The sequence below is a fragment of the Bdellovibrio sp. HCB274 genome, from assembly GCF_047306075.1.
Lineage (GTDB): Bacteria > Bdellovibrionota > Bdellovibrionia > Bdellovibrionales > Bdellovibrionaceae > Bdellovibrio.
In genome coordinates this window covers 2,939,500-2,960,572 of the sequence record NZ_CP178623.1, presented here as the reverse complement: position 1 = coordinate 2,960,572, position 21,073 = coordinate 2,939,500, and the positions used below count along the sequence as shown (strand labels likewise).

The following is a 21,073-nucleotide window of genomic DNA, read 5'->3' as shown; positions in this document are numbered from 1 at the left end:
CAATAGAGGGATTGCGGAAGGTGAGGAAGATTTCAGGTCGAAGGAAAATGACCGGACCTAGACCAAATTACGTGGTCTTAATCCTTTAGTCTTGAAAGTCGTTTCCGATATAACAAATATGGGAATGCTAGATAGATACAAAAAAAAGGGCGGCTTTTATCAATTGCTTCAGTTGTTGGAAACATCACCAACAGCTAAACGAGAGCAATTTCTAACTTTGATTGCGGGCGAGAATCCGGTTTGGGAAGAAGCACTTCGCAAAAGAATTCTTACTATCGCAAGAGTCTATAGCTGGGAAGGCCAGTACTTAGTCGAGATCTTCTCGCGGGTGCAACCGACGACTCTGGCGTATGCTCTTCATGGCAATCCTCAAGAACAGATTGATAATCTATTAAGTTGTCTGCCACCGATTTCCAAAAGAAAGATCACTGATCTAATGGCAGAGGCCTCGCCCACGCCGGCAGAAAAGGGAACGTGTGTCTCTAAAATGCTGACTGAGGTGCGCGGCTTTATTGGCCAGGGTATCATTCGACTTGAGAAGGTGGATCCCGAATTACATATTCCGGAAAACATCGAAGAGATTCTGAATACCACATCGTTTAATATTGGATCTGCTCCGTTAACCGATGCTGCCAAGAAAGATATGAAACCCAATATCGTGGGTGAGTCCGATGGAACTCCATCGACGGCAGTAAATCAGGAAGCTGAATTTCTAAAAAGAAAAGTGAATCAGTTGTCTTCCGAGGTAAATGCCTTGAAGCATGAAAACACAGTATTAAAGGACAAGCTCGCGCAGATCAAAAAGATCGCATAGCCCGACGATCGTCGGGTTTCAATTTGAATATTAACTCCACAGATTTCCTGTTTTCGTCAACCGATTAGACAAACAGGGGACTGCCATTAATCCAGTTACCTTTAGTCCGATAAGCCATTTGAAGCACGTGAGGTGTACTAAATGGTTTTTCTAAGAACCGCAATTATCGCATTATCTTTCGTCGTGTTGGGCAATGAAGCCCTGGCGCAAGTCTCGATAATCAACGAGGAACAGAATGAATCTGATTTCTTGTTGGAGCTGACAAAGGCCCTGGATCCGGATTCGGTTTCGGCGATGGGGATCTTTGAGAAGGTTCCCAAAGCGGAGAACAACAAGGACATTGCTCCTTCTTGTGATCCTAAGTTCTTTGAGGACAAGTTGTTATCCGTAAAACGAAGTCCCCATGAACACGCAAAGCTTATCAAACAATATATGCAGTCCTGCCAAAGTGAACTTGCTCATAACTCTCCGAAAGGTTTGTTGAGTCTGGCGAAAATGGCTTTGGACGAGTACCGCTTTTTCAAACATCCACAAATCAAAACGCTGAACATCCCTTTGGAAAACGGTGTCGTTGTACCAGCAATTGTGGGACTAAAACAGGATCCGCGTCCACGTCCTTTGGTAGTGATGAAGTGTGGAGTTTTCTGTGGTGCAGATCAAAATGCATTTATGAAGACCTTCCTGATCCAGTTATTCGACCTGTCTCCATATAACGTGGTGCTGCTGGCGAATCAAACGGGTCTGGACTATCTGAAAGTGAATGGCCACTTTTCATTGGGTGGTTGGAGTGAAGGTTACGAGTCCCTGATTGCAGGCAAATGGCTGCGTGAAAAATGGGAACATCGCGATCGCATTTCCAGCATGCACTTGATGGGGATGAGTCTGGGTGGAAATGCTGCAGTTTATGGTGCTGCATTCAATGACATTTATCCTACGTTCAATGGGCAAAAGGTTTTTAGTTCAGCGACGGCGATTTGCCCGGTGATCTCTTTGAAGCCAACATTGGAAAATCTATACAGCAGCAATTTGGTGGGACCGGTATTTAATCTGATGACGCGCGCTCAGTTCCGTTCTGCTCGCAAATACCTGACAGATATTCCCGACATGGTTTCAGAAGATCGTCTTCCAGGTCGTAAGCACATGCCGGCTTACTTAGGTGAGATGGCAACCACCTCGATGCAAAGACGGGGCGTTGCAAGTACTACTCCTGCAGAGTTTTTCTATGATAATAATTTCTGGAATATCCCGCATAAAATTCAAACGCCTTTGATGGTGTGGGGATCCAAGGATGACAATGTCGTCAGTAATAAACTGAATACTCAGGTGTTTGAGTTTGATGATTATTATGAAAAAGCTGCCAATGTCGGTGTGATCAACGTGAACTACGGAAACCACTGCGCGTTTTCCGCGGCTTATGGATATCAAACGGCGGCAATGGTATTAAGAAGTTTCGTTATGTCCCACAGTCCGGAATTTGCGGCGTCTTATAAGCGCTCTCAAATGCCCTGGAAATTTGGATTTAATAAAATTCCAAACGTGTATCAGCACGTAGGACAGTCCTGGAAGTTTGAAGCGAATTCAAGCAACGTCACTGTGACCTTTAAGATGTTCAATTCTGTGGCGAACAAGACCTGCTATCACAAGGACCCTTACAGTGAATCAGCGAAAAGTTGTTTGACGACCCGTCAAGTGACAGTGCCGGTAAAATCACTGACAAGCCTTGGGGCCCGCGTACCAGCAAATGATGTCGAGGCTCAAGCCCTGACCAGACAGTTTAATGCCAAGGTTGAATTCGTGACGGAAGGTAAACCATTGAATGGAACCAGTGCTTCCGCCTTCAATCTCAGTTGGCGTCCACATTTTGAATAAAAGAAAAGGCAGCTTCCATCAAAGAAGCTGCCTTTTTGTTTCTATTTTACTTCAGCTATTATTCTACAGAAGAAAGTGCGTTGCGAAGTGCAGCTTCATCTTTTACGCCGATGAACACTAGTTCTGCGCGACGATCAGATGAGTTTTTGCCGCCCGAAGCACCTTCAGAACCTCTGCCTACAGCAGTGATTTTAGAAGAATCCATGCCGTATCTTTCCAAAGCGCTGGCTACAGTGTCAGCACGACGTTGGGAGATACGATCATTGATTTCACTGGAGCCTGTTGCATCCGTATAACCACGGATCTCAACTCTTTCGTAAAGATTGGAGTTTTCATCCAAAGCTTTCGCCAATCGTTGCACTCTTTGTTGGTCAGCACCTGTAAGGGCAACTTGTGACGTGTTAAAGTTGATGGATGAGTTTCCTGCGATCAGGCTGGAAAGAGCTACGTCATTCAGGATTGGTGCAGGTTCAGCTGCAGCAACCGGACGAGCTGTTTCAGTGTCTGCTACCAAGTCTTCTTCAAAAGTTTCCTCAGCTGCAGTTGATCTTACCGAAGTACGGTAAGCGTTTGGATTCCAACCCATTTGCAGGTCCACCATGTACATCATAACAAGGTCGCCCATGTTGCTTGTTAAGCTTTGGGCACGAAGACCCACACGACCCAACCATGCCTGACCCATGTCGAATTCTTTCAAACCTTGCAGACCTACGAACTGAGCGTCACCTTGTGATGATGCGTAGTTCACACCCTGGTCAAAAAATTGATTTCCGACCACACCCATCTGCCAGCGATTTGCTGTACGGAAGCGGGCTGCGATTTCTAGTGCCCCTTCAGTGCTGGCTGTATCTCTTGCTGTAGAGTGGATGAACTGCTGATTGTTCACACCGTAACCAACGTCAAATACCCATGGACTTTCCAGGTACCAGGATCCCAGTAGTTTGACAGATGCCGGTGTTCCTTCTACGTCTTGGATGTCGGAGTTATCATAACCCGTGTAACCACCACCCAATCCAATAAATGGTAGTACGCCCCTTGGGGCTGCTGATGTAGCTTCACGTCCGAACTGCAACGTGCTTGAAGTAGCTGACTGATCTTCCTGAGCTTGGGCCCAAGTCCCTGAGCAAATTAATGCTGCGATGATGAGTTTTTTCATAAAGCGTGTCTCCTTGTTTATGGCAGCTTCAGTATGAACACTAATGTTGCTACAGCAATTTTTTTTCCGTTTAAGGCACAATCTGTGTGATCAATCATTTAAGCGTTTGCCCAGGTACAAAAGGCGACTGGACGTCTCATTACTTGCGGCTTAATGAACTGCACAAAGAGCTGTAATGACGAACCAATGTCGACTCAACCGGATCGCGCTCTTTTTCATCCACTATATAAACGCCGACCGGATCATGAAGATCTTTTTGCGGAACGATTCCATATATAATCCCCGGAGCATAGTATCTTGAGTCCGCTTGTCGATAGGTCAATAGTGCGTCTTGTCCCGGTCGGTTTGAATCATAGACCCAGAACTTGATGTCCCCATTTTGCTCGCGTTGATATCTTTTTACCAAAACCACATGTTGTGCCACGCGACTGGCACGGATCACAATCAGGCTTAGTTTATTCGTTTGCAGATTTTGTACCAATAGTGATTTGGATTCCTGGTTGTTCTTTTTACTGCGGGAACCATTTCCAATTATAAGCTTTAAATTCTTGGCAAATTTATGAAAGCGTTCGGTTTCATACTTTTCAATTTCCGTTTTGAAGTCTCTCGCACCCACTCCGCGCATCAGCTCTGCCAGAATTCCGAAATCCTGTCGGGGATAGGCCTCTTGATTCTGCATAATCGGATAGATTGAAGATCCGCGAAGCATATTCAAAACCTGCAAAGTCTGCGGGCGTGAGAATTCAGCAGGAGCATTCCATCGCCCCAGATAAAAGAACAGTCGTTGCGCGCGGGAAAGAGACCAGCAAACTCCCAGTTCATAAAGTCCACCCTTAACATCGTAGGACCAATTTACATTTGGAAGATGAAAGTCTGAGGAGAACTGACGTGGCGACATGCGTTTGTAAATCTCTGAGGCCGTGACCTTATTGCAGGGGAGATCAGTCACTAAGGAGTCTGTGACAGTCTTAGCGGCTTGCACTGAGTTGGAAGTCAGAGTTGCGACGATGAAGAGTAGGGCAATTGATTTTTGCATCGCCCGACGCTAGCAAAGATAAATTTATTAGGCGAAGGAAGAACTATTAAGAGTTGGATAAGAAAAAGGGCGTGGATTGCACGCCCTTTCGTATTCATGATTCAAATGAAATGAATTACTTTTTTGCTACCAGTTTCAAAGTCATTTCGAATTCGTCGTTGATGATTTTGTCTGCAGTCAGCTCTTTAAAGAAGTTACCAGATCCATATTTAAGACCCCATTTTGTGCGATCAACTTTAACAGTGGCTTCACCAGTCATCACACCTTTATCGGTTGTGATTTTTGCTGGAAATTCGATTGGATTTGTTTTGCCAATCATCGTTAGCTCACCCTTTACAGTTACTTCGTCTTTAGCTTTAGGCGTGATGCTTACGATTTTGAAAGTGGAAAGAGGGAACTTTGTCACATCAAAAAAGTCTGCATTGGAAAGATGGGCAACCAATTTCTTTTGATAGTCTGGGCTGCTTTTCAGGTCTTCATTTGTGATAGTCGCCATATCGATATTAATTTGGCCACCAGTAACAGCACCTTTTTTATCAACAGTTACAGAACCATCTTTAACTGTGATGCCACCATTGTGTGCAGAGCCGGCTTTTTTTGTAGCTTTCCAGGCAACTGTGCTTGCTGCGGTATCAACTTTGTAAACGTCTGCAGCAAATGCCGAAGAACCAATCAATAGAACTAGAGCTGCGATCATAGATTTCATCATTTTACTTCTCCTTGATGTAAAGAACGAACCCTTAAACTATTCAGCAAATAGTGTTGAATCGCAATATTTTGTAAGAAAACCAATACCTAAATCCGCAACTGAAACTTCAATAAGAAAGAATAAAGTTCGGACCTCAAAACGAAACCGCAGATCAACGTGGTGGAATAATCAGCAGGATGAAGGTCGGAAAAAGTATGCGCGGGAATGGAAAAGGTACGGACTTACTTAGCGAAGTAAGTCCGTACCTAAATGGCTATTTTGATTTTGCCATGCCGAAGGCGTTTAGGATGAATGCGTATTCTTCCGCTTGCTCCCATAGATGGTCGAAGCGTCCTGAAACACCGAAGTGCCCGGCGCCCATATTTGTTTTAAAGACCAACGCGTTGTCGTTGGTTTTTAGCTCCCGGAGCTTTGCAACCCACTTGGCTGGTTCCCAGTATGTCACTCGCGGATCATTCAAACCACACGTCACGAAAAGGTGGGGATATGATTGCTTAGCGACATTGTCATAAGGGGAGTAGCTCTTCATGTAGTTGTAGTACTTTTTGTCGGCAGGGTTGCCCCACTCTTTATATTCAATTTGAGTAAGTGGCAGATCCTTATCGAACATAGTATTGATAACATCCACAAAAGGCACATGAGCTGCGATTGCAGTGTAAAGATCAGGGCGCATATTCATACATGCTCCCATAAGCATTCCACCAGCACTGCCTCCACAAGCGGCAAGCTTGTCTTTGGCCACCCACTTATTTTTCACCAGATAGTCACCACAGGCATTGAAATCCAGGAAGGTATTTTTCTTTTTAAGGAACTTGCCGTTTTCATACCATGCGCGTCCCATTTCAGAGCCACCGCGAGGATGTGCGAGAGCGTATACAAATCCGCGATCAATCAAACGGAAAATATCACGGCGCGCAGGGAAAGCGTCTGGGATAATAGCACCATAGGAGCCATAGCCGTAAAGGTAGCCTGGTGCTTTGCCATTTTGCTTAAAGCCTTTTTTGTAGACCAGGGTCAAAGGTACTTTGGCTCCGTCATGGGATTTAACGAATACTCTTTTACAGACGTAACTGGATTTCTTATGACCCTTTACTTCGCGGGTTTTAAGGACTTTTGATTTTCGCGTCACCATTCCGTACTCGATAACGGAATCTGGTGTAATTGGGGAAGAATAGCTTAGTCTGACAACGTTCGTATTGAATTCGCGGTTCCCACCGCCCACGCTGACTTCGTAGGCAGCATCATCAAAGGACACCAGATGGTCTTTTTTCTTTTCAATATTATAAATACGAATCTGCGGAAGACCATTTTGGCGCTCCTCCAAAACCAGAAATTCAGAGAAAAGAATCGCTGAAGTTTTATAAATCTTATCAGAGGCTGCAATGACGGTTTTCCAGTTTTTTCTAGCTGGTTTATCCACCGGCGTTTTCATGATCTGATAATTTTCAGCCTTATAATCAGTGTGAATCCAGAATTCTCCGTTGCGATCCATCACCTCATAGCGCATCTTCTCTTTGCGAGGTTCGACGCACGTAAATTTGCCATGGGGGTCCGTGGATCTTAGGAACCAGACTTCGTTCGTGACCTTACCGCCGGTATGGATGTAGATGAAATCGTTTGTTGTCGTCGTATAAACGTGAACAAAGAACTCAGAATTTTTTTCTTCGTAAACGATGGCATCGTTTTTTGGATCATCACCCAAGGTGTGGCGGCAAACGCGATAAGGGCGAAGATTTGCATCCAGAACCACATAGAACAATGTCTTGTTGTCATTAGCCCACACGCACTCGCCATGGGAGTTTGTGATTGTGTCAGGAAGAGTTTTCTTGGATTTTAAATCCTTGAAATGAATGGCATAGCGTTCGGAGCCGTCAAAGTCCACAGCGTAAGCCAAAAGGTTTTCATTAGGTGAAACCTCCAGGCTATTCAGCATGAAATACTTTTTGCCTTTAGCAATCGCATTTCCATCGAAGTACACTTCTTCACGTCCACCTTTGCGCGGTTTTCTTACGTGAATCGCGTACTGTTTTCCTTTTTTATACTGACTGGAATAAAGATAGTTGCCATCTGGTGCCGGCACCGTGGAATCATTCTCTTTAATCCGGGACTTCATCTCTTTAAAGAGTTTGTTCTTTAAAGCGGTTAAAGGCTTCATGTGAGCTTCAAAATACTTATTCTCTGCATGCAGGTAAGGCAAAGTTTCGGGATGTTCACGATCCTTCATCCAGAAGTAATCATCAATCCGGATATCTTTGTGGTTATTGAATTTTTGCGGATGTTTTGCGGCTTTGGGTGCCTGGATGGATTTCATTGCAGCCTTCCTTTATGACGTTGAGCGAGTCTATTAAACTGGGGATTGTGGAGGAAGTCCAAGGGTTTTGAATCTAATTGAAACAAGATTGTGAGATGATTTTTTCTTCCCGGGTCCAGTTCGAAAATTCCCTAAAAACTCATTCTATAGTCTCGTGAAGTATGTAGAACGTTTCCCCGAGTAGATTCTTGGAGAGACGACCATGGGAATGAGAATTAATACAAACCTTGCTGCAATTAACGCCCAACGAAATTTAGTGGGCACTCAACGGATCATGAATGATTCGATGGCTAAGCTCGCATCAGGCAGTCGTATTAATAAAGCTGCTGACGATGCAGCGGGTCTGGCGATCTCCGAGAATATGAAAGCGCAGATTCGTTCCGCGGCACAAGCGCAAAGAAATGCGAATGACGGTATCTCCATGATTCAAACTGCTGAGGGCGGTTTGAATGAAATCAGCAATATTATTATTCGTCTGCGTGAACTGGGAATCCAGGCTGGCTCTGATACCATCGGTGATAAAGAGCGTGGAATGCTGAATAAGGAAGTCCTGCAGTTGCGCGAGGAAGTGCAAAGAATCGCGATGACGACAACGTGGGGCTCGACGAAACTTTTGGATGGCAGTGCACCGGCCTTCGATTTCCAAGTGGGCATTGGTAATGACCCAAAATCCGACAGAATTACTTTTGAGGCTGGTCGGGGATCTGCGACGTTAGATGCTCTAGGTTTGAGTGGTTTATCCTATGACACCAAAGAAGCGGCTCAAAGCGCGTTAGCACGTTTGGATGATGCTCAAACTTCTATTAACGGCACCCGTGCCTACATGGGAGCTTTGCAAAACCGACTGACTTCCAGCGCTGATAATTTGGGCGTGATGCAAGAGAACCTCTCCGCGGCCAATAGCCGTATCAGAGACACCGATGTGGCAGCTGCTTCCAGTGAGCTCACTCGTAATAATATTTTATTACAGGCAGCAACGTCAGTTCTGGGCCAGGCGAACTCGGCCAATCAACTGGCATTAAAGCTCATCGGATAATCCTAAAAAGTATGTGATAAAACAAAGTGCAGAGTGATTCCTTTATTTATTACTCGTTCTTAATCTAAGATTGGGGACAGGAGGTAGTGATGATTGACTCTGCTGAGCTTCTAAAAAAGAAAAGTCGTAAAGTTAAAAGTGCCTTGCCTAGTACCGAAATTGACGCCTACTTGGCGGCATTAAAGGGATGGGCGTATGAGGACAATCACATCGTTAAAACCTACTCGTTTGCAAATTACTACGAAACTATTGCCTTCGTGAATGCCATCGCTTTTGTGGCAAACTCAGAAAATCATCATCCTGATCTTTTGGTGTCATTCAATCGCTGTGTGGTGATGCTGAACACTCACTCAGTGGGGGGAGTGTCAGAAAATGATTTCATCTGTGCTGCGAAAATTGACGCAGTGGCAAGTCACAACTTTGTGCCGGTTTCTCATTAGAAACCATGAAGCATTATAAAAAGTACGACTTCCCCGTGGAGAAGATTCGTCGCTTCCTGGAACCAGGGCCCATCGTCATGGTCAGCTCATCTTGGAAAGGCGATACTGATATCATGACCATGGGGTGGCATACGGTTTTGGAGTTTTCACCTTCCCTGGTGGGTTGCATGATCACAGCAGCCAATCACAGCTTTGAGCTGATCCGCAAAAGCAAGAACTGCGTGATTAATATTCCGACCGTGGAGTTGCTGGATGTCGCAGTCGGGGTGGGGAATTGCTCTGGACGGGATGTCGACAAGTTTGAACTCTTCGGATTAACTCCCGTGGCCGCGCAAAAAGTTTCTGCTCCCATGATCAAAGAATGCTATGCGAATCTGGAATGTAAACTGGTGGATTCAAAGATGTTGAATGCGTATAATTTCTTCGTCTTTGAGGTTGTTAAAGCTCATGCTCCGAAAACCCCCAAGTATCCTAAAACCTTTCACTACACCGGGGACGGGGTATTCATGCTTTCCGGTTCTCATGTGAGCAAGCGCCGCCAGTTCAAGGCCGAGATGCTGTGACATTGTCAGTTTTTTCTGCATTCAGAATTTTCATCAACGTAAGAGCATCAAACGGCGCTTTCACTTTTAGGTCATTATCAAAGTAAACGAACACGTCGCGTTTCTTTTTTGATGGGGCATTGTCAGTTAAAGTCAGAGCGTCCCTTGCCTGTGTGCCATTTTGCCACAGGCGAATTCGATTCGCCCACCAAAGCAGGGATTCCTGGCTGTAACCGCTGACATAAAACTCCTCATCACCATGCAGTCGTAAATAAATGAAGTCGGCGGTGACGTCTTCCATATAAGGCCATTTGCCTGCGGTGTCGGCGAATACCAAAGCGCAGTTATACTTTTTTAAAAGCCTTATAAATTCCGGATTTTCGAAGCTATGATGGCGAACCTCGAAAGCGTGCTTTAGCTTCCGTGAACTTGTGCGAAGGTGATCAGAATAGTGTCTGGCATAGCGTTCGGATTGATCCGCCTGATTCACAGCTTCTGAGAATGTTTGGGGGAGCAATTTTAGAAATGCTTCGAACTCGTGGGGATCGAACCGCAGACTGGGAGGCAGCTGCCAGAGGATCACCCCTAATTTTTGCTCCAGGATCAGCAGGCCGGAGGCGAAAAAATTCGCCAGGGCTTTCTCGCAGTTTTTTAAACGCAAGATATGAGTGATAAAGCGGGAGGCCTTGATCGAAAAGCAAAAATCTTCGGGAACTTCGTTGGACCAGCGCTGATAGGTGGCTGGCTTTTGATTGGCATAGAAGGATCCATTGATTTCTATGGAAGAAACTTTTGAACTTGCATAGTTTAATTGACGCTTTACTGGCAGGTCTTCGGGGTAAAAGACTCCGCGCCATGGTTCGTAGACCCATCCGGAAATTCCAATTCGTAAAGCCATGAGAATCCTCGCTTTAAGATTAAATTTTCAACAATTATATCCCTAATGTCCTAAGAGGATGGCTTGTCTTGCAGCAGACTTCGAACTCCTGCCATTGGGGATGTTATAATGGGGCAAACAGGAGGCAGTTATGGCTACAAATAAAAATCAAAACGAAAGCTTCTCCAAAAAAACGGGCGATAAAATAGAAGAGCTCGGCAGTAAGGTGGCTGAAAAAGCTCCTAAAACTGGCAAAGCCATTCATGATCTCGGTGATAAAATCGAGCATATGAATGATAAAAAAGATTCTAGTCGTCGCGTTTAATCTTTCTTTTAAGATTATTCCGACTTGGATTGAAGTTCCTGATTAAGATTTTCTTTGTCAGGAACTTCAATATTCTCCCGATCCAGGGGTTTCAAATCGGCAGTCGCTGGCGCGTGTAAACATGCACCGTACTTATTAAAGCGAGAGCCATGGCAGGGACAATCCCAGGTCTTTTCGGTGGAATTCCACTTAACCACTCCTCCCAAATGAGTACAGACCGCTGACATCTTAAAGGTCCGTCCTTCAGGATCCTTGTAAACCGCGATTCTTTTTAGTCCGTGATTAACAACGCATCCTTCATCAGGTTTTAAAGTTTCCACGGCATCGTGAGGTAAAACCCAATCGGCATACTGTTGAATCGTATTTGCATTTTCTGAAATATAATCCTTCATGGCTTTGATGGCGAAACGGTTCGGATCATAAATCTTGGCGAGCTCCATCTCTTTACCCTGAATCAAACCAGTTATTAGCTTTGAAGCGATAGCAGAGTGGGTGAAGCCGTGCCCCGAGTCCCCGGTAATCAGATAGGTGTGTTTTCTTCCGGGAGAACGGCCAATGAATGCCATTCCGTCGACAGGTTCCAGAATCTGGCCAGACCACGCAACCACTGGTTCTGACAGATGAGTTCCCAATCTTTCCTGAGCCCAATCGACCAAATTTTGAAAAGCTTTTTCAGGATGACCTTCACCAACGCGGTGATCTTCACCGCCGATCAGAAGAATATCACTTTCGTTATCGTGAACTGAGGGATTGGTGCGAATATAGTGATAGGACTCGGCAGTGTCCCAATAGAGTGCCGAAGGGATGCTGTTTCGGCGCACCTTAAAGCCAATGCAGTACGTACGGTAAGCCGCTTGTTTAAAGTAAATCTTATTGGTGGTCGTAGGCCCATTGGTCGCAAGAATGATGGACTTGCATTCCACCTTGTAATCGTCCGTAACTTTTACATACGTGTTCCTGCCTTCATGAAAGTACTCGGCATTACTATGCTCAAAAATCTGTCCGCCCTTGCTTAGAATGGCTCTGACCAAACCACTGATAAATTTTAGCGGGTGCAGCTGTGCCTGATTTTCAAAACGCAGCGCCGTTCCCATATTGAAAAATGATTCTGTGAAGTCTGTGGAGATCTTGACGCCTTCGGCGCCGGCCTGCAGAGCTGCATCCAGTTCCTGAGCCAAATACGATGGTTCTTTATCGGGCGAAAGAAAAAGATAGCCATTCACGCGTTTGAAATCGCAGTCGATGTTCTCTGTTTTTACGATGTCTTCCAGCAACTGAATAGCCGCGCGATGACTTTGATAAAATAGTCGCAGTTTTTCAAGGCCGTGTATTCTAAGGATATGAGCAAAACCATCGTCAATAGCATCAGACAAGTGGGCAGTGGTAAACCCGGTTTCATCTTTTGCCAGGGGACCACGCTCGATGACGACAACTTTGAATCCCTGCTGAAGTAATTCATAAGCGGTTAAAAGTCCCGCAATGCCTGCGCCGACAACGCAGACGTCGGTTTCGATAGAGTTTTGCAGGCGTGGTAACTGCGGCATTGCAATTTCTTTTTGCCAAAGAGACTGAGTTTTTTGTTGAGCAAAAGCCATATTTATCTCCCTGAAAAAACAGTTCCCCTTCATGGTTTCATTCCAATGATGAAGGGGAAAGATGTTATTTTGCAGGGAAATTTTTAAGACGCTTTGGTTGCAACAGATTCGTCTTTAATACTGCTAACCAACTCACTCAAAGTTTGTGCGTCGCTGAGTAGCTGATTGGATGTCGTATTCAGGTTTTGTGCGTAATCTGTGTTTTGCGATGTCAGCGATTCCACATGGTGGATGCGTTTCGTGACAGCTTCCAGATCTTTAATCTGGGAGCTGCTGGATGACGAGATTTCGGAATTTAATGTTTGAACGCGGTTTACCGCAGTTAAAATTTCGCTGAGTGATTTGCCACTGAGATCAGCGCTTTGTTCCCCGCTGCGAATGATTTCCACATTGCCTTTAACCAGGGCAGAGATGTCTTTGGCAGAAGTGGCACAGCGTTGTGCCAGAGTGCGAACGGCGTCCGCCACGACTCCAAAGCCACGCCCATGTTCACCGGCGCGCGCAGCTTCCACGGAAGCATTCAAAGCCAGAAGATTTGTTTGAAAGGCAATGTCCTCAATGATCGTCACGATGTTATTGATTTCGTTGGCACTGGTGGAAACCTTTTTGATGGTTTCAATCAGGTCCATGATATGTTTGGAACCGTCAGAGGCCACCTTTTTAGATGTCGTTGAAAGTGATTCTGCTTCCTGGGCGGATCGGGAATTGTTGGTAACCAGGGTTAGAAGTTCTGAAAGTTTCTGCAGTGATTCTTCCAGCTCGGAGCTGACCTTTTGACTGGATTCATTTAATTTTCTGCCCGTGTCTTCGATGACTGTGCAACCTTCAAAGTTTTGACCGCTGATTTCAGTCAATTGGGCGATAGTGGTATCCTGCATATTAATAAAGACGCTATAACGCTTAGCGATCATCATCAAAGGCACGGTTTCAAGCACAACGAAGGCCGCATGCAAAAGAACAATTCCAAAACCGGCATCATAATTAAAGACACTTTTTGGAAACCAAAGGAAGAATGCCACGTGATGAACTGCGATCGTGGCAGCCGCTGTAAAAATCGGTGTTAGCAATCCAAAGCTAAGACAAAATGCCAGAGATACGAAAACGTGGAAATGCATTTCAATCATGCCGTTACCCAGATGAATCAACAAACCAGAAAAACTCATCAAGGAAAACGCCAGCAGGTTAGGCAGCAGGGCCGATGATACTCCCAATAAATAGGCGATGGTGGGACCTGAAAGAATAAACATTCCCATTCCCCATGCCATCCACTGACTGTGCCCATTCGTGTAAGCCAAGTATGAAAAAACAGGAAAGTGCGCAAACAGGCTTAGTAAGAAAATCTTGGATCGGGATCTTGTGAAGCTTTGTCTAAAGTTCATGGGTCACCTGGTTTGAGTATTTCATTGAAAATGGATCAACTAATTTTTGAAGCTTGCGACTGACAGCGCAGCCGAAGATAGGAAAATTTTTAACGACGCCTTTGCCCTGAAGGCTGGCGAGGATCTCCAGGTCACGAATCGGACCGCCATCTTTAACGGGCTTTTCAGAGTATCCGCCGGCGTAAACCGTTTCGCCTTTCGGCGTGGTGATAAGCAGGAAGGGGACACCTAATTTGGAAATGTCCTCTTTAAGTTCGTTCGGGTCCATCTGACGGACTGTAAAACCTTTGCCAATCAGGGACTGCAATTGAATCGGAGGTTTTCCCAACAGGATCACTTCTTCGTGCACATCGGAAGCGGGGCCACGCTGAATCAGGTTCTCCATCACTTGTTCCGAGCATTTACAGGACTCACTAAGAACGTGTGTGATGCTCCAGGCGCCGGCTTGTTTGGAAGCGAGCGAGGTATTTGAGGAAAAAGACATCAGATGCCAGCCATAAAACTGAGAAACCAAACCCAGCGTTCCCAGGGCCCAGCATGATAAAATGAATGTCAGAAGTATCTTTTTCACAGTATTTGGATCGGAGTCATTTTGACCATTCTTTAACGTGATATTTTTTATTTATAAAATTTTGGGAAGGAAAGTGGATCAAGGTCCTGCAGAAACTCGACTCTGCCATAGTCGCATTTCATATCGGGGAGTCTTTCACATTTTACTGTGTGAAAAATCAAACTTAGGATGAAGGTATGAAACCAAAAATGACATTATCCAAGGGTGGCTCGGCATTTAGAAAAATAGCGATGGGTTCCTGGCATAAAGCTGGAGATCCTTCCGTGTATGGCTTGCTGGAAATCGATATGACCCAGGCGCTGGAATACATGAAGGCTTATGAAGCTGCGACGGGAGTTAAACTTTCGATTTCGCACCTTGTGGGGAAGGCAGCTGCCACTGCGATGAAAGAAAGACCCGAGATCAACGGGATGATTCGTTTCAATCGCATCTACCTGCGCGAAAACGTGGATATTTTTTATCAGGTTAATATCCCTGGAAATCCAGAAGACCCTGTTGGCAAGGCGACCTTGACTGGGGTCGTTGTTAGAGCTGCACAAAATCTAAGTGCAGGGCAGATTGCTCAGGATCTGACAGACAGATCCAAAGCCATCAAGGGCGGCGCAAAAAGTGATCTTACAAAATCAGTGGACGCCATGAAGTTCATACCTTGGGCATTGATGCGTTTGATTCTAAATGTAACATCATTTTTGAACTACGACTTGGGAATCAATCTGACTTGGGCAGGGATGCCACGTGATGCCTTCGGTTCCATCATGATCACCAATATTGGTGGCATGGGGGCGGATACGGCGTGGGCTCCTTTGGTGGCATATTCCAAAGTGCCGATTCTTCTGACTGTGGGACAGATCAAACAGCGTGCTTGGGTGACTGATACAGGAACAGTTGAGGCGAGACCGGTTGCGCGTATTGGTGTCACCTTTGACCATCGCTTTATGGATGGAACTCATGCGGCGGCTTTGCAGAAGATCTTTGAACGTTGTTTTGCGGAACCTTCCAAATATTTTGGCGAGATAAATTCCTCGGCATATCCCAAGCTTTCTTCGTTTCCCTTAAAAATGGCTTAATTAGTTCTTAGGTCTTTCTTATATTGCGTCTCACTTCGAGAATCCATTCCGCTTAGGAAACTTCGCGGAACGGGAAACGTCTACTACATTTTAGACACCGTTACTTTTGTCATCAGTTAAAACGAATAGAACCGACAAGTGAGTGGTCCGCATATTGCTCAGTAGGTTAGGGGGATGGGGTGAAAATGCCTAAGTATCAACTTTTCGGATTTATCGCGTTGGCAGCTGTTTCAGTTGTGTCGTTTCAAAACTGTTCACAGGCGAATTTTTCGCAGGTGCCGGCACAATTGGCGTCATCGACTCCAGATAATTCAAATTCAACAGACAGTGCTTCACCTAATGATGGTCCAAGCACTCCGGATACGGCGTCGCCGGGGACTTTGTCAGCTGTGGATATCACGCTGGCGGTTAATAAAGGTGTGACGTTGAATATCACGCAAGCAAGTATCATTGCTGCCAATAAGGGCAGTATGCTTAAAGTGGATTCAGTAGGTACTCCAAGCTTGGGGACTTTAACGTCAAAAGGCTCGAGTTATGATTTCGTATCTTCATCGGTAGGTACGGCTTCGATGGCCTACACAATTTCGGATAGTAATAACCTTAAAGCCACTGCGAAAATCATTATTAAAGTTGTGGAAAGCGATATTGCAACAGCACCTTTCTATGGTTGTAACCTGGATGGCAAGCTATACAGCTTGGACCCAGCAACTGGGAATGTATTAAAGACTGTTGACCTGACTTATAATGGAAACAAATTGCCTTGCAGTGACATGGTTATCAGCAAGTCTGGTGTTGTCTATGCGAAAGACGGCGACGGAAGTAACAAGATCTATACGATCGATGTAAGCACGGGCAAAGGCGTTCTTTATCAAGGCTCGCTAGTAGCTTCTGGAAATCGCTCTGTAGGTCTGACTTTAAGTGTTGATGGCTTAAGCTTGATCACTTCAGAAGAAACCGACCCAGGTAGATCTTCGCAAACGAACAGTTTGATTCAAGTTTCAAAAAGCGGAGTAAAGACCGTTCTGATTCCTGCCTCGGACAGATACACTATGTACGGTGGTGACGTGAAGTTGCTTCCTGACAATATGATGTATTGGACTATCACGAATGAAACATCGACGTTGTGTCGTAATTCTTCTAAAGGTGGTAATCAAGCAGTTCTAAAATACGACCCAGCAACGGGCAGTAAAAAAGAGATCGCATGTTTCGATAAGAAAAACATCTTCGGTCTTGGTTTCGCATCCAAAGCTCTATACGGATTCAGTGAACAAGGTAACCTGGTTCGCGTTGATATCAACACAGGTAATACGACGCTGATCAAGAATACCGGTCTTACATTCATCGGAGCGGCTGCAAATCCAATCCTTTGGTAGATTTCACAAAAGTAATAATCCATGTAAAAAGCCCGCGCAAAGCGGGCTTCTTCATTCACAAGTACGAGTATCTTTTTCAAAGACGGGATCACTTTCATACAAGATGAAGACCCCCCATTGTGATATCCGAAAACCTCAGGCAATTTGCCCTCATTAATACTGAAAAATCATTAATGAGGTAATCGATGAAAAAAATCGTTCTTTCAATTGCTACTCTTTTGTTGGCGCAAACGGCTTCTGCAGCAATCACTGCAAACTCTTCTTGGGAAGAAATCTTTGCGGCAAAAGGTCCTTACAGAATCCACGCTCCTGTGGTTTACATGGGTCGCGCCATTGACTACACATACGTATGCCGTGATGGAAATAACCTACGTACGATGGGTCCTGTTGATATCGTTTATAACGATCACAACGGTGATGGCCCAACTAAGTTTGAAGTTGTGGGCAGCGAAGTTCTTTCCACTCCGATTAACTATGTTCAGCACGAAGACTTTTGTGATGCTTCTTATTCCAGAACACTTTGCACGCCGATGACCTACACGGGCTCTTACCCAATGACAGTCGACATTGAAGTAGGCCGCAAAATGAACAAAGGACGTGAAGTTTATATGTTCACGAAATCATACACAGTGCCTGATTGCGCAACTGTTGATGTAAAGTAATCGAAATTCTGATTTCGTTTTAAAAGGGTCCCAATAGGGGCCCTTTTTTTATTTTAACAGTGTTTGTTTTGAATTCGGACCATCATTTGCCAATGATTTACGGCAGTTTTAAACTGCTGAATCGATTGGAGGATGTATGGGGCTGCGAGCGATTGTTTCTTTTCTGGCGATTATTTCGCTATTCGACCCTGCCAATGCGTGCACTCGGTTTTTGTGGTCCACCAAAGATAAAAGCGTCGTGGTCGGTCGTAATATGGATTGGGGAGAAGAGATCGGTTCAAACATGTGGCTGCTGCCACGGGGCATGGAGCGCGAAGGTGCTGTGTCTGAGAATCCGTTGAAGTGGACGTCACAATACGGAAGCGTGATCTTGACGGTTTATGATATTGGCACGGCCGATGGAATAAATGAAAAAGGACTGACCGCAAATATACTTTATCTGACTGAAAGTGACTTTGGCCCGCGCAATTCAAAAATTCCTGGCATGTCAGTTTCTTTGTGGGCGCAGTACTTTTTGGACAACTTTGCCACGGTGAACGAGGCGGTAAAGTCATTCAAAGAAAAGCCATTTCAATTGCAGACTTTCGGCGTTGAAACTTCGATGGGACGCAAAGAGGGTTTGGTGCATCTTGCGATTTCTGACAAAGACGGCGACACGGCAGTCATTGAATACATCGATGGAAAAGCTAAAATCTATCACGATAAAAGTTTTAAAGTGATGACCAACTCCCCCCCTTTTGACGAACAATTGGATACTTTAAAACATTATCAAGGGTTCGGCGGTGACAAAGAGCTTCCTGGTACCACAGCCGCCGCAGACCGGTTTGTCAGAGCAGCCTATTACTCCCAGAAACTGCCTCAGCCGACCGAATACCGCGAGACTGTGGCCGGAGTGTTAAGTGTTCTTAGGAACGTTTCTCAACCCTTTGGGACGCCTGATCCGGCAAGGCCTTATATTTCGACAACTCGATGGAGAACGGTCGCAGATATGACCAGGGGAGTGTATTTTTACGAAAACACTTTAAGCCCCTATATGGTGTGGGTTCAGATGGACCGTTTGGATTTCACCAAGCGGGCGCCAGTGCAGAAGATTACCCTGGTAAAGAACTATGACTTAAGCGGTGATATCTCTGGATACTTTAAACCCGCAAAGATGTTTGATTTTCAAGGCGCGGTGGCAGAAAAGCAACTGGGCAAAGCCCACTAAGAGTTGAGCAAAAAAAAAGGGGACTTGAAGTCCCCTTTTTCATTTTTAATTTTACATTAGTTCTTTTGGAACACCTTTTGGAATCGCACTCAAAAGTTTTTGAGTGTATTCGTGCTGCGGATTTGAATAGATATTTGCAGCCGTGTTCATTTCAACGATCTTACCGCCGTACATTACTGCCACGTCGTCAGAGATGTATTTAACCACTGACAAGTCATGGGAGATAAAGATGTACGTCAGGTTCATTTCGTCCTGAAGATCCAATAGCAAGTTCAGGATTTGGGCCTGAATGGATACGTCCAGGGCAGAAACGGATTCGTCACACACGATGAAATCAGGCTTAACCATCAATGCACGCGCGATGCTGATACGTTGTCTTTGACCGCCAGAGAACTCATGTGGGTAACGGTTCATCACACCTGGAGACAAACCCACTTTCTTCATCATAACCGCAGCCATTTCTTTGCGTTGGTTATCGTTGTCACCCAAGTTGTGAATCTGCATTGGCTCCATCAGGATCGCACCAATTGTCATGCGTGGATTCAAAGATGCAAACGGGTCCTGGAATACGATCTGCATTTTCTTGCGTACTGGAAGCATTTGGCGCGCAGACAGCTTCGTGATGTCCTGGCCTTCGAAAACGATTTGGCCGGCTGTGGAATCCACAAGACGCATCAACGTGCGGCCCAAAGTGGTTTTCCCGCAACCAGATTCGCCCACAAGACCCAAAGTTCTGCCTTTTTTAACAGAGAAAGAAACACCATCAACGGCCTTTGTGTAACCTTGTACGCGGCCAAGCAAGCCACCCGTGTGAGCGAAGTGAGTTTGCAGGTCTTTCACTTCCAGAATTACTGGAGCGTCAGATGCATGCACGGTTTTTTTAGCCTGGATAGAGTCAGCGCTTGGACCTGGCAACTCCTCACCATTAGGGCCCATGAAGTCGCTAAGGACCGGCAAACGAGCCAAGTGGCTGGAAAGAGAAGGACGGCAAGCCAGCAACCCTTTTGTGTACGGATGTTGTGGGCTGGTGAAGATTTTCTTAGAGTTGTTTTTCTCTACGACTTCACCCTTGTTCATAACGATAACTTCATCGGCGATGTCAGCGACAACACCCAGGTCATGCGTGATGAACAACATGCTCATCTGTGTTTGTTTTTGAATGTCTGCCAATAGATCCAGGATTTGTTTTTGGATTGTTACGTCCAACGCTGTCGTTGGTTCGTCACAGATCAAAACATCCGGATTACAAGCGATCGCCATCGCGATCATAATACGTTGACGTTGACCGCCCGAGAATTTGTGAGGGTAGAAGTAAAGTCTTTCCTCTGGATTTGGGATGCCCACTTTTTTCAAAAGCTCCACACCGCGAACCAACGCTTGTTCTTTCGTCAGGTTTTGGTGAAGCATCAAAGTCTCAGTGATCTGATCAGCAACGGTCAAAACCGGATTCAAGCTGGTCATTGGTTCCTGGAAAATCATGGAGATTTTAGCACCACGGATTTCGCGCATTTTGTCTTCAGGAAGTTTTAGAAGGTCGTTGCCTTCGAACAGGATTTCACCACTGGTAACTTTGCCTGGGTGACCGATCAAACGCATGATCGCTAGGGAAGTAATACTTTTACCGGAACCGGACTCGCCCACCAGGCCGACAGTTTTGCCTTTAGGGATTGAAAAGGAGATGTGTTTAACAGCTTTAACGATGCCGTCATCCGTTTTGAATTCAACAGCAAGGTTTTTAACTTCAATGACATTGTTATTGTTCATTTTTCTCTCTTCCTGGGTAGCATCAATACATTATCCGGTTCAGTCATTTCCCGGCTGTCCGGAGGTGTACTGTCCTTCGACGCGGGGTGGGCCCCTTCGCCGCCGTCCAAGAGTAGCAGATAAGCCGACAATCTGTAAGCAAGATCGTGTGCTGCGTAGTTACTTAATTGGATGCGCATGGGCCCAAAGTTTATCTGAATTAAGTCATTTTTGTCGTCTCGTCCAAAATAAAATTCATCCGTGGTATCGAAAAATGTTCTTTTTTCTGAATAGTCCATGAGAACCCCTCTGCTTATGCCTTTAATGTGCGCGGGGAGAGCCGAAACGGTCAATAAAATGG

General features: G+C 45.4%; 20 protein-coding genes. 10 read left to right on the top strand and 10 right to left on the bottom strand.

Annotation, left to right across the window (positions count from 1 at the left end):
* The first annotated feature begins 118 nt into the window (after nucleotides 1-118).
* A complete protein-coding gene (locus ACLWNV_RS14335) occupies nucleotides 119-814 on the top strand; it encodes a FliG C-terminal domain-containing protein (protein WP_413585132.1) in 696 nt (231 codons plus the stop codon).
* Between the two features lie 141 nt (nucleotides 815-955).
* A complete protein-coding gene (locus tag ACLWNV_RS14330; protein ID WP_413585131.1) occupies nucleotides 956-2,683 on the top strand; it encodes an alpha/beta hydrolase family protein in 1,728 nt (575 codons plus the stop codon).
* 58 nt (nucleotides 2,684-2,741) lie between these two features.
* Here the strand turns inward: ACLWNV_RS14330 and ACLWNV_RS14325 are convergent, their stop codons facing one another.
* The 4 genes from ACLWNV_RS14325 to ACLWNV_RS14310 form a co-directional block, all read right to left on the bottom strand.
* A complete protein-coding gene (locus tag ACLWNV_RS14325) occupies nucleotides 2,742-3,839 on the bottom strand; it encodes an OmpA family protein (protein ID WP_413585130.1) in 1,098 nt (365 codons plus the stop codon).
* A gap of 139 nt (nucleotides 3,840-3,978) precedes the next feature.
* On the bottom strand, nucleotides 3,979-4,875 hold the full coding sequence (locus ACLWNV_RS14320; RefSeq protein WP_413585129.1) for a hypothetical protein: 897 nt from the start codon (nucleotides 4,873-4,875) through the stop codon (nucleotides 3,979-3,981).
* A gap of 115 nt (nucleotides 4,876-4,990) precedes the next feature.
* Nucleotides 4,991-5,584 carry a YceI family protein gene (locus ACLWNV_RS14315; RefSeq protein ID WP_413585128.1) on the bottom strand — a complete coding sequence of 198 codons (594 nt, stop codon included), beginning with the start codon at nucleotides 5,582-5,584 and terminating at the stop codon, nucleotides 4,991-4,993.
* Nucleotides 5,585-5,837: 253 nt separating this feature from the next.
* Complete coding sequence (locus ACLWNV_RS14310) at nucleotides 5,838-7,895, bottom strand: S9 family peptidase (RefSeq protein ID WP_413585127.1); 2,058 nt, start codon at nucleotides 7,893-7,895, stop codon at nucleotides 5,838-5,840.
* A 202-nt stretch (nucleotides 7,896-8,097) separates the two neighbouring features.
* On the opposite strand from ACLWNV_RS14310, the gene ACLWNV_RS14305 reads away from it, so the two are divergent.
* The 3 genes from ACLWNV_RS14305 (at nucleotide 8,098) to ACLWNV_RS14295 (ending at nucleotide 9,934) form a co-directional block, all read left to right on the top strand.
* Nucleotides 8,098-8,931, top strand: a complete 834-nt coding sequence (locus ACLWNV_RS14305; RefSeq protein WP_413585126.1) for a flagellin — start codon at nucleotides 8,098-8,100, stop codon at nucleotides 8,929-8,931.
* Nucleotides 8,932-9,020: 89 nt separating this feature from the next.
* On the top strand, nucleotides 9,021-9,371 hold the full coding sequence (locus ACLWNV_RS14300) for a 4a-hydroxytetrahydrobiopterin dehydratase (protein WP_413585125.1): 351 nt from the start codon (nucleotides 9,021-9,023) through the stop codon (nucleotides 9,369-9,371).
* Nucleotides 9,372-9,376: 5 nt separating this feature from the next.
* Nucleotides 9,377-9,934 (top strand): flavin reductase family protein, encoded by a 558-nt coding sequence (locus tag ACLWNV_RS14295; RefSeq protein WP_413585124.1) that lies wholly within the window; start codon nucleotides 9,377-9,379, stop codon nucleotides 9,932-9,934.
* Here the strand turns inward: ACLWNV_RS14295 and ACLWNV_RS14290 are convergent.
* Nucleotides 9,915-10,811 (bottom strand): DUF72 domain-containing protein, encoded by an 897-nt coding sequence (locus ACLWNV_RS14290; protein ID WP_413585123.1) that lies wholly within the window; start codon nucleotides 10,809-10,811, stop codon nucleotides 9,915-9,917. The genes ACLWNV_RS14295 and ACLWNV_RS14290 overlap by 20 nt on opposite strands.
* A gap of 130 nt (nucleotides 10,812-10,941) precedes the next feature.
* Here ACLWNV_RS14290 and ACLWNV_RS14285 point away from each other — a divergent pair, with 130 nt between their 5' ends.
* On the top strand, nucleotides 10,942-11,115 hold the full coding sequence (locus ACLWNV_RS14285) for a hypothetical protein (RefSeq protein ID WP_413585122.1): 174 nt from the start codon (nucleotides 10,942-10,944) through the stop codon (nucleotides 11,113-11,115).
* Nucleotides 11,116-11,129: 14 nt separating this feature from the next.
* Here the strand turns inward: ACLWNV_RS14285 and ACLWNV_RS14280 are convergent, their stop codons facing one another.
* The 3 genes from ACLWNV_RS14280 to ACLWNV_RS14270 form a co-directional block, all read right to left on the bottom strand.
* Complete coding sequence (locus tag ACLWNV_RS14280) at nucleotides 11,130-12,710, bottom strand: FAD-dependent oxidoreductase (protein ID WP_413585121.1); 1,581 nt, start codon at nucleotides 12,708-12,710, stop codon at nucleotides 11,130-11,132.
* Between the two features lie 83 nt (nucleotides 12,711-12,793).
* Nucleotides 12,794-14,089 carry a methyl-accepting chemotaxis protein gene (locus ACLWNV_RS14275; RefSeq protein WP_413585120.1) on the bottom strand — a complete coding sequence of 432 codons (1,296 nt, stop codon included), beginning with the start codon at nucleotides 14,087-14,089 and terminating at the stop codon, nucleotides 12,794-12,796.
* Nucleotides 14,079-14,660, bottom strand: coding sequence for a hypothetical protein (locus tag ACLWNV_RS14270; protein ID WP_413585119.1), 582 nt, complete (start codon nucleotides 14,658-14,660; stop codon nucleotides 14,079-14,081). The genes ACLWNV_RS14275 and ACLWNV_RS14270 overlap by 11 nt, the downstream gene beginning before the upstream one ends.
* A 176-nt stretch (nucleotides 14,661-14,836) precedes the next feature.
* On the opposite strand from ACLWNV_RS14270, the gene ACLWNV_RS14265 reads away from it, so the two are divergent.
* From ACLWNV_RS14265 to ACLWNV_RS14250, 4 genes are all read left to right on the top strand, one after another.
* A complete protein-coding gene (locus tag ACLWNV_RS14265) occupies nucleotides 14,837-15,727 on the top strand; it encodes a 2-oxo acid dehydrogenase subunit E2 (RefSeq protein WP_413585118.1) in 891 nt (296 codons plus the stop codon).
* 179 nt (nucleotides 15,728-15,906) lie between these two features.
* Entirely contained in the window at nucleotides 15,907-17,100 is a 1,194-nt protein-coding gene (locus tag ACLWNV_RS14260) for a hypothetical protein (protein WP_413585117.1), read from the top strand.
* 185 nt (nucleotides 17,101-17,285) lie between these two features.
* Nucleotides 17,286-17,762 (top strand): hypothetical protein, encoded by a 477-nt coding sequence (locus ACLWNV_RS14255; RefSeq protein ID WP_413585116.1) that lies wholly within the window; start codon nucleotides 17,286-17,288, stop codon nucleotides 17,760-17,762.
* Between the two features lie 136 nt (nucleotides 17,763-17,898).
* A complete protein-coding gene (locus tag ACLWNV_RS14250) occupies nucleotides 17,899-18,969 on the top strand; it encodes a linear amide C-N hydrolase (RefSeq protein WP_413585115.1) in 1,071 nt (356 codons plus the stop codon).
* Between the two features lie 51 nt (nucleotides 18,970-19,020).
* Here ACLWNV_RS14250 and ACLWNV_RS14245 read toward each other — a convergent pair whose 3' ends face one another.
* Together ACLWNV_RS14245 and ACLWNV_RS14240 are read right to left on the bottom strand one after the other, a co-directional pair.
* Nucleotides 19,021-20,733: an ABC transporter ATP-binding protein gene (locus tag ACLWNV_RS14245; protein ID WP_413585114.1), complete on the bottom strand. Its 1,713-nt coding sequence runs from the start codon at nucleotides 20,731-20,733 to the stop codon at nucleotides 19,021-19,023.
* A complete protein-coding gene (locus ACLWNV_RS14240; protein WP_413585113.1) occupies nucleotides 20,730-21,011 on the bottom strand; it encodes a hypothetical protein in 282 nt (93 codons plus the stop codon). Before ACLWNV_RS14240 ends, ACLWNV_RS14245 begins: the two co-directional genes overlap by 4 nt.
* Between the last annotated feature and the right edge of the window lie 62 nt (nucleotides 21,012-21,073).

Excerpts from the sequence above, each read along its gene's own strand:
- ACLWNV_RS14325 (WP_413585130.1), bottom strand. The coding sequence starts at position 3,839 with ATGAAAAAACTCATCATCGCAGCATTAATTTGCTCAGGGACTTGGGCC.
- ACLWNV_RS14330 (WP_413585131.1), top strand. The coding sequence starts at position 956 with ATGGTTTTTCTAAGAACCGCAATTATCGCATTATCTTTCGTCGTGTTG.
- ACLWNV_RS14305 (WP_413585126.1), top strand. The coding sequence starts at position 8,098 with ATGGGAATGAGAATTAATACAAACCTTGCTGCAATTAACGCCCAACGA.
- ACLWNV_RS14275 (WP_413585120.1), bottom strand. The coding sequence starts at position 14,089 with ATGAACTTTAGACAAAGCTTCACAAGATCCCGATCCAAGATTTTCTTA.
- ACLWNV_RS14245 (WP_413585114.1), bottom strand. The coding sequence starts at position 20,733 with ATGAACAATAACAATGTCATTGAAGTTAAAAACCTTGCTGTTGAATTC.
- ACLWNV_RS14240 (WP_413585113.1), bottom strand. The coding sequence starts at position 21,011 with ATGGACTATTCAGAAAAAAGAACATTTTTCGATACCACGGATGAATTT.
- ACLWNV_RS14280 (WP_413585121.1), bottom strand. The coding sequence starts at position 12,710 with ATGGCTTTTGCTCAACAAAAAACTCAGTCTCTTTGGCAAAAAGAAATT.
- ACLWNV_RS14320 (WP_413585129.1), bottom strand. The coding sequence starts at position 4,875 with ATGCAAAAATCAATTGCCCTACTCTTCATCGTCGCAACTCTGACTTCC.
- ACLWNV_RS14255 (WP_413585116.1), top strand. The coding sequence starts at position 17,286 with ATGAAAAAAATCGTTCTTTCAATTGCTACTCTTTTGTTGGCGCAAACG.
- ACLWNV_RS14315 (WP_413585128.1), bottom strand. The coding sequence starts at position 5,584 with ATGATGAAATCTATGATCGCAGCTCTAGTTCTATTGATTGGTTCTTCG.
- ACLWNV_RS14295 (WP_413585124.1), top strand. The coding sequence starts at position 9,377 with ATGAAGCATTATAAAAAGTACGACTTCCCCGTGGAGAAGATTCGTCGC.
- ACLWNV_RS14335 (WP_413585132.1), top strand. The coding sequence starts at position 119 with ATGGGAATGCTAGATAGATACAAAAAAAAGGGCGGCTTTTATCAATTG.
- ACLWNV_RS14300 (WP_413585125.1), top strand. The coding sequence starts at position 9,021 with ATGATTGACTCTGCTGAGCTTCTAAAAAAGAAAAGTCGTAAAGTTAAA.
- ACLWNV_RS14265 (WP_413585118.1), top strand. The coding sequence starts at position 14,837 with ATGAAACCAAAAATGACATTATCCAAGGGTGGCTCGGCATTTAGAAAA.
- ACLWNV_RS14285 (WP_413585122.1), top strand. The coding sequence starts at position 10,942 with ATGGCTACAAATAAAAATCAAAACGAAAGCTTCTCCAAAAAAACGGGC.
- ACLWNV_RS14310 (WP_413585127.1), bottom strand. The coding sequence starts at position 7,895 with ATGAAATCCATCCAGGCACCCAAAGCCGCAAAACATCCGCAAAAATTC.
- ACLWNV_RS14250 (WP_413585115.1), top strand. The coding sequence starts at position 17,899 with ATGGGGCTGCGAGCGATTGTTTCTTTTCTGGCGATTATTTCGCTATTC.
- ACLWNV_RS14290 (WP_413585123.1), bottom strand. The coding sequence starts at position 10,811 with ATGGCTTTACGAATTGGAATTTCCGGATGGGTCTACGAACCATGGCGC.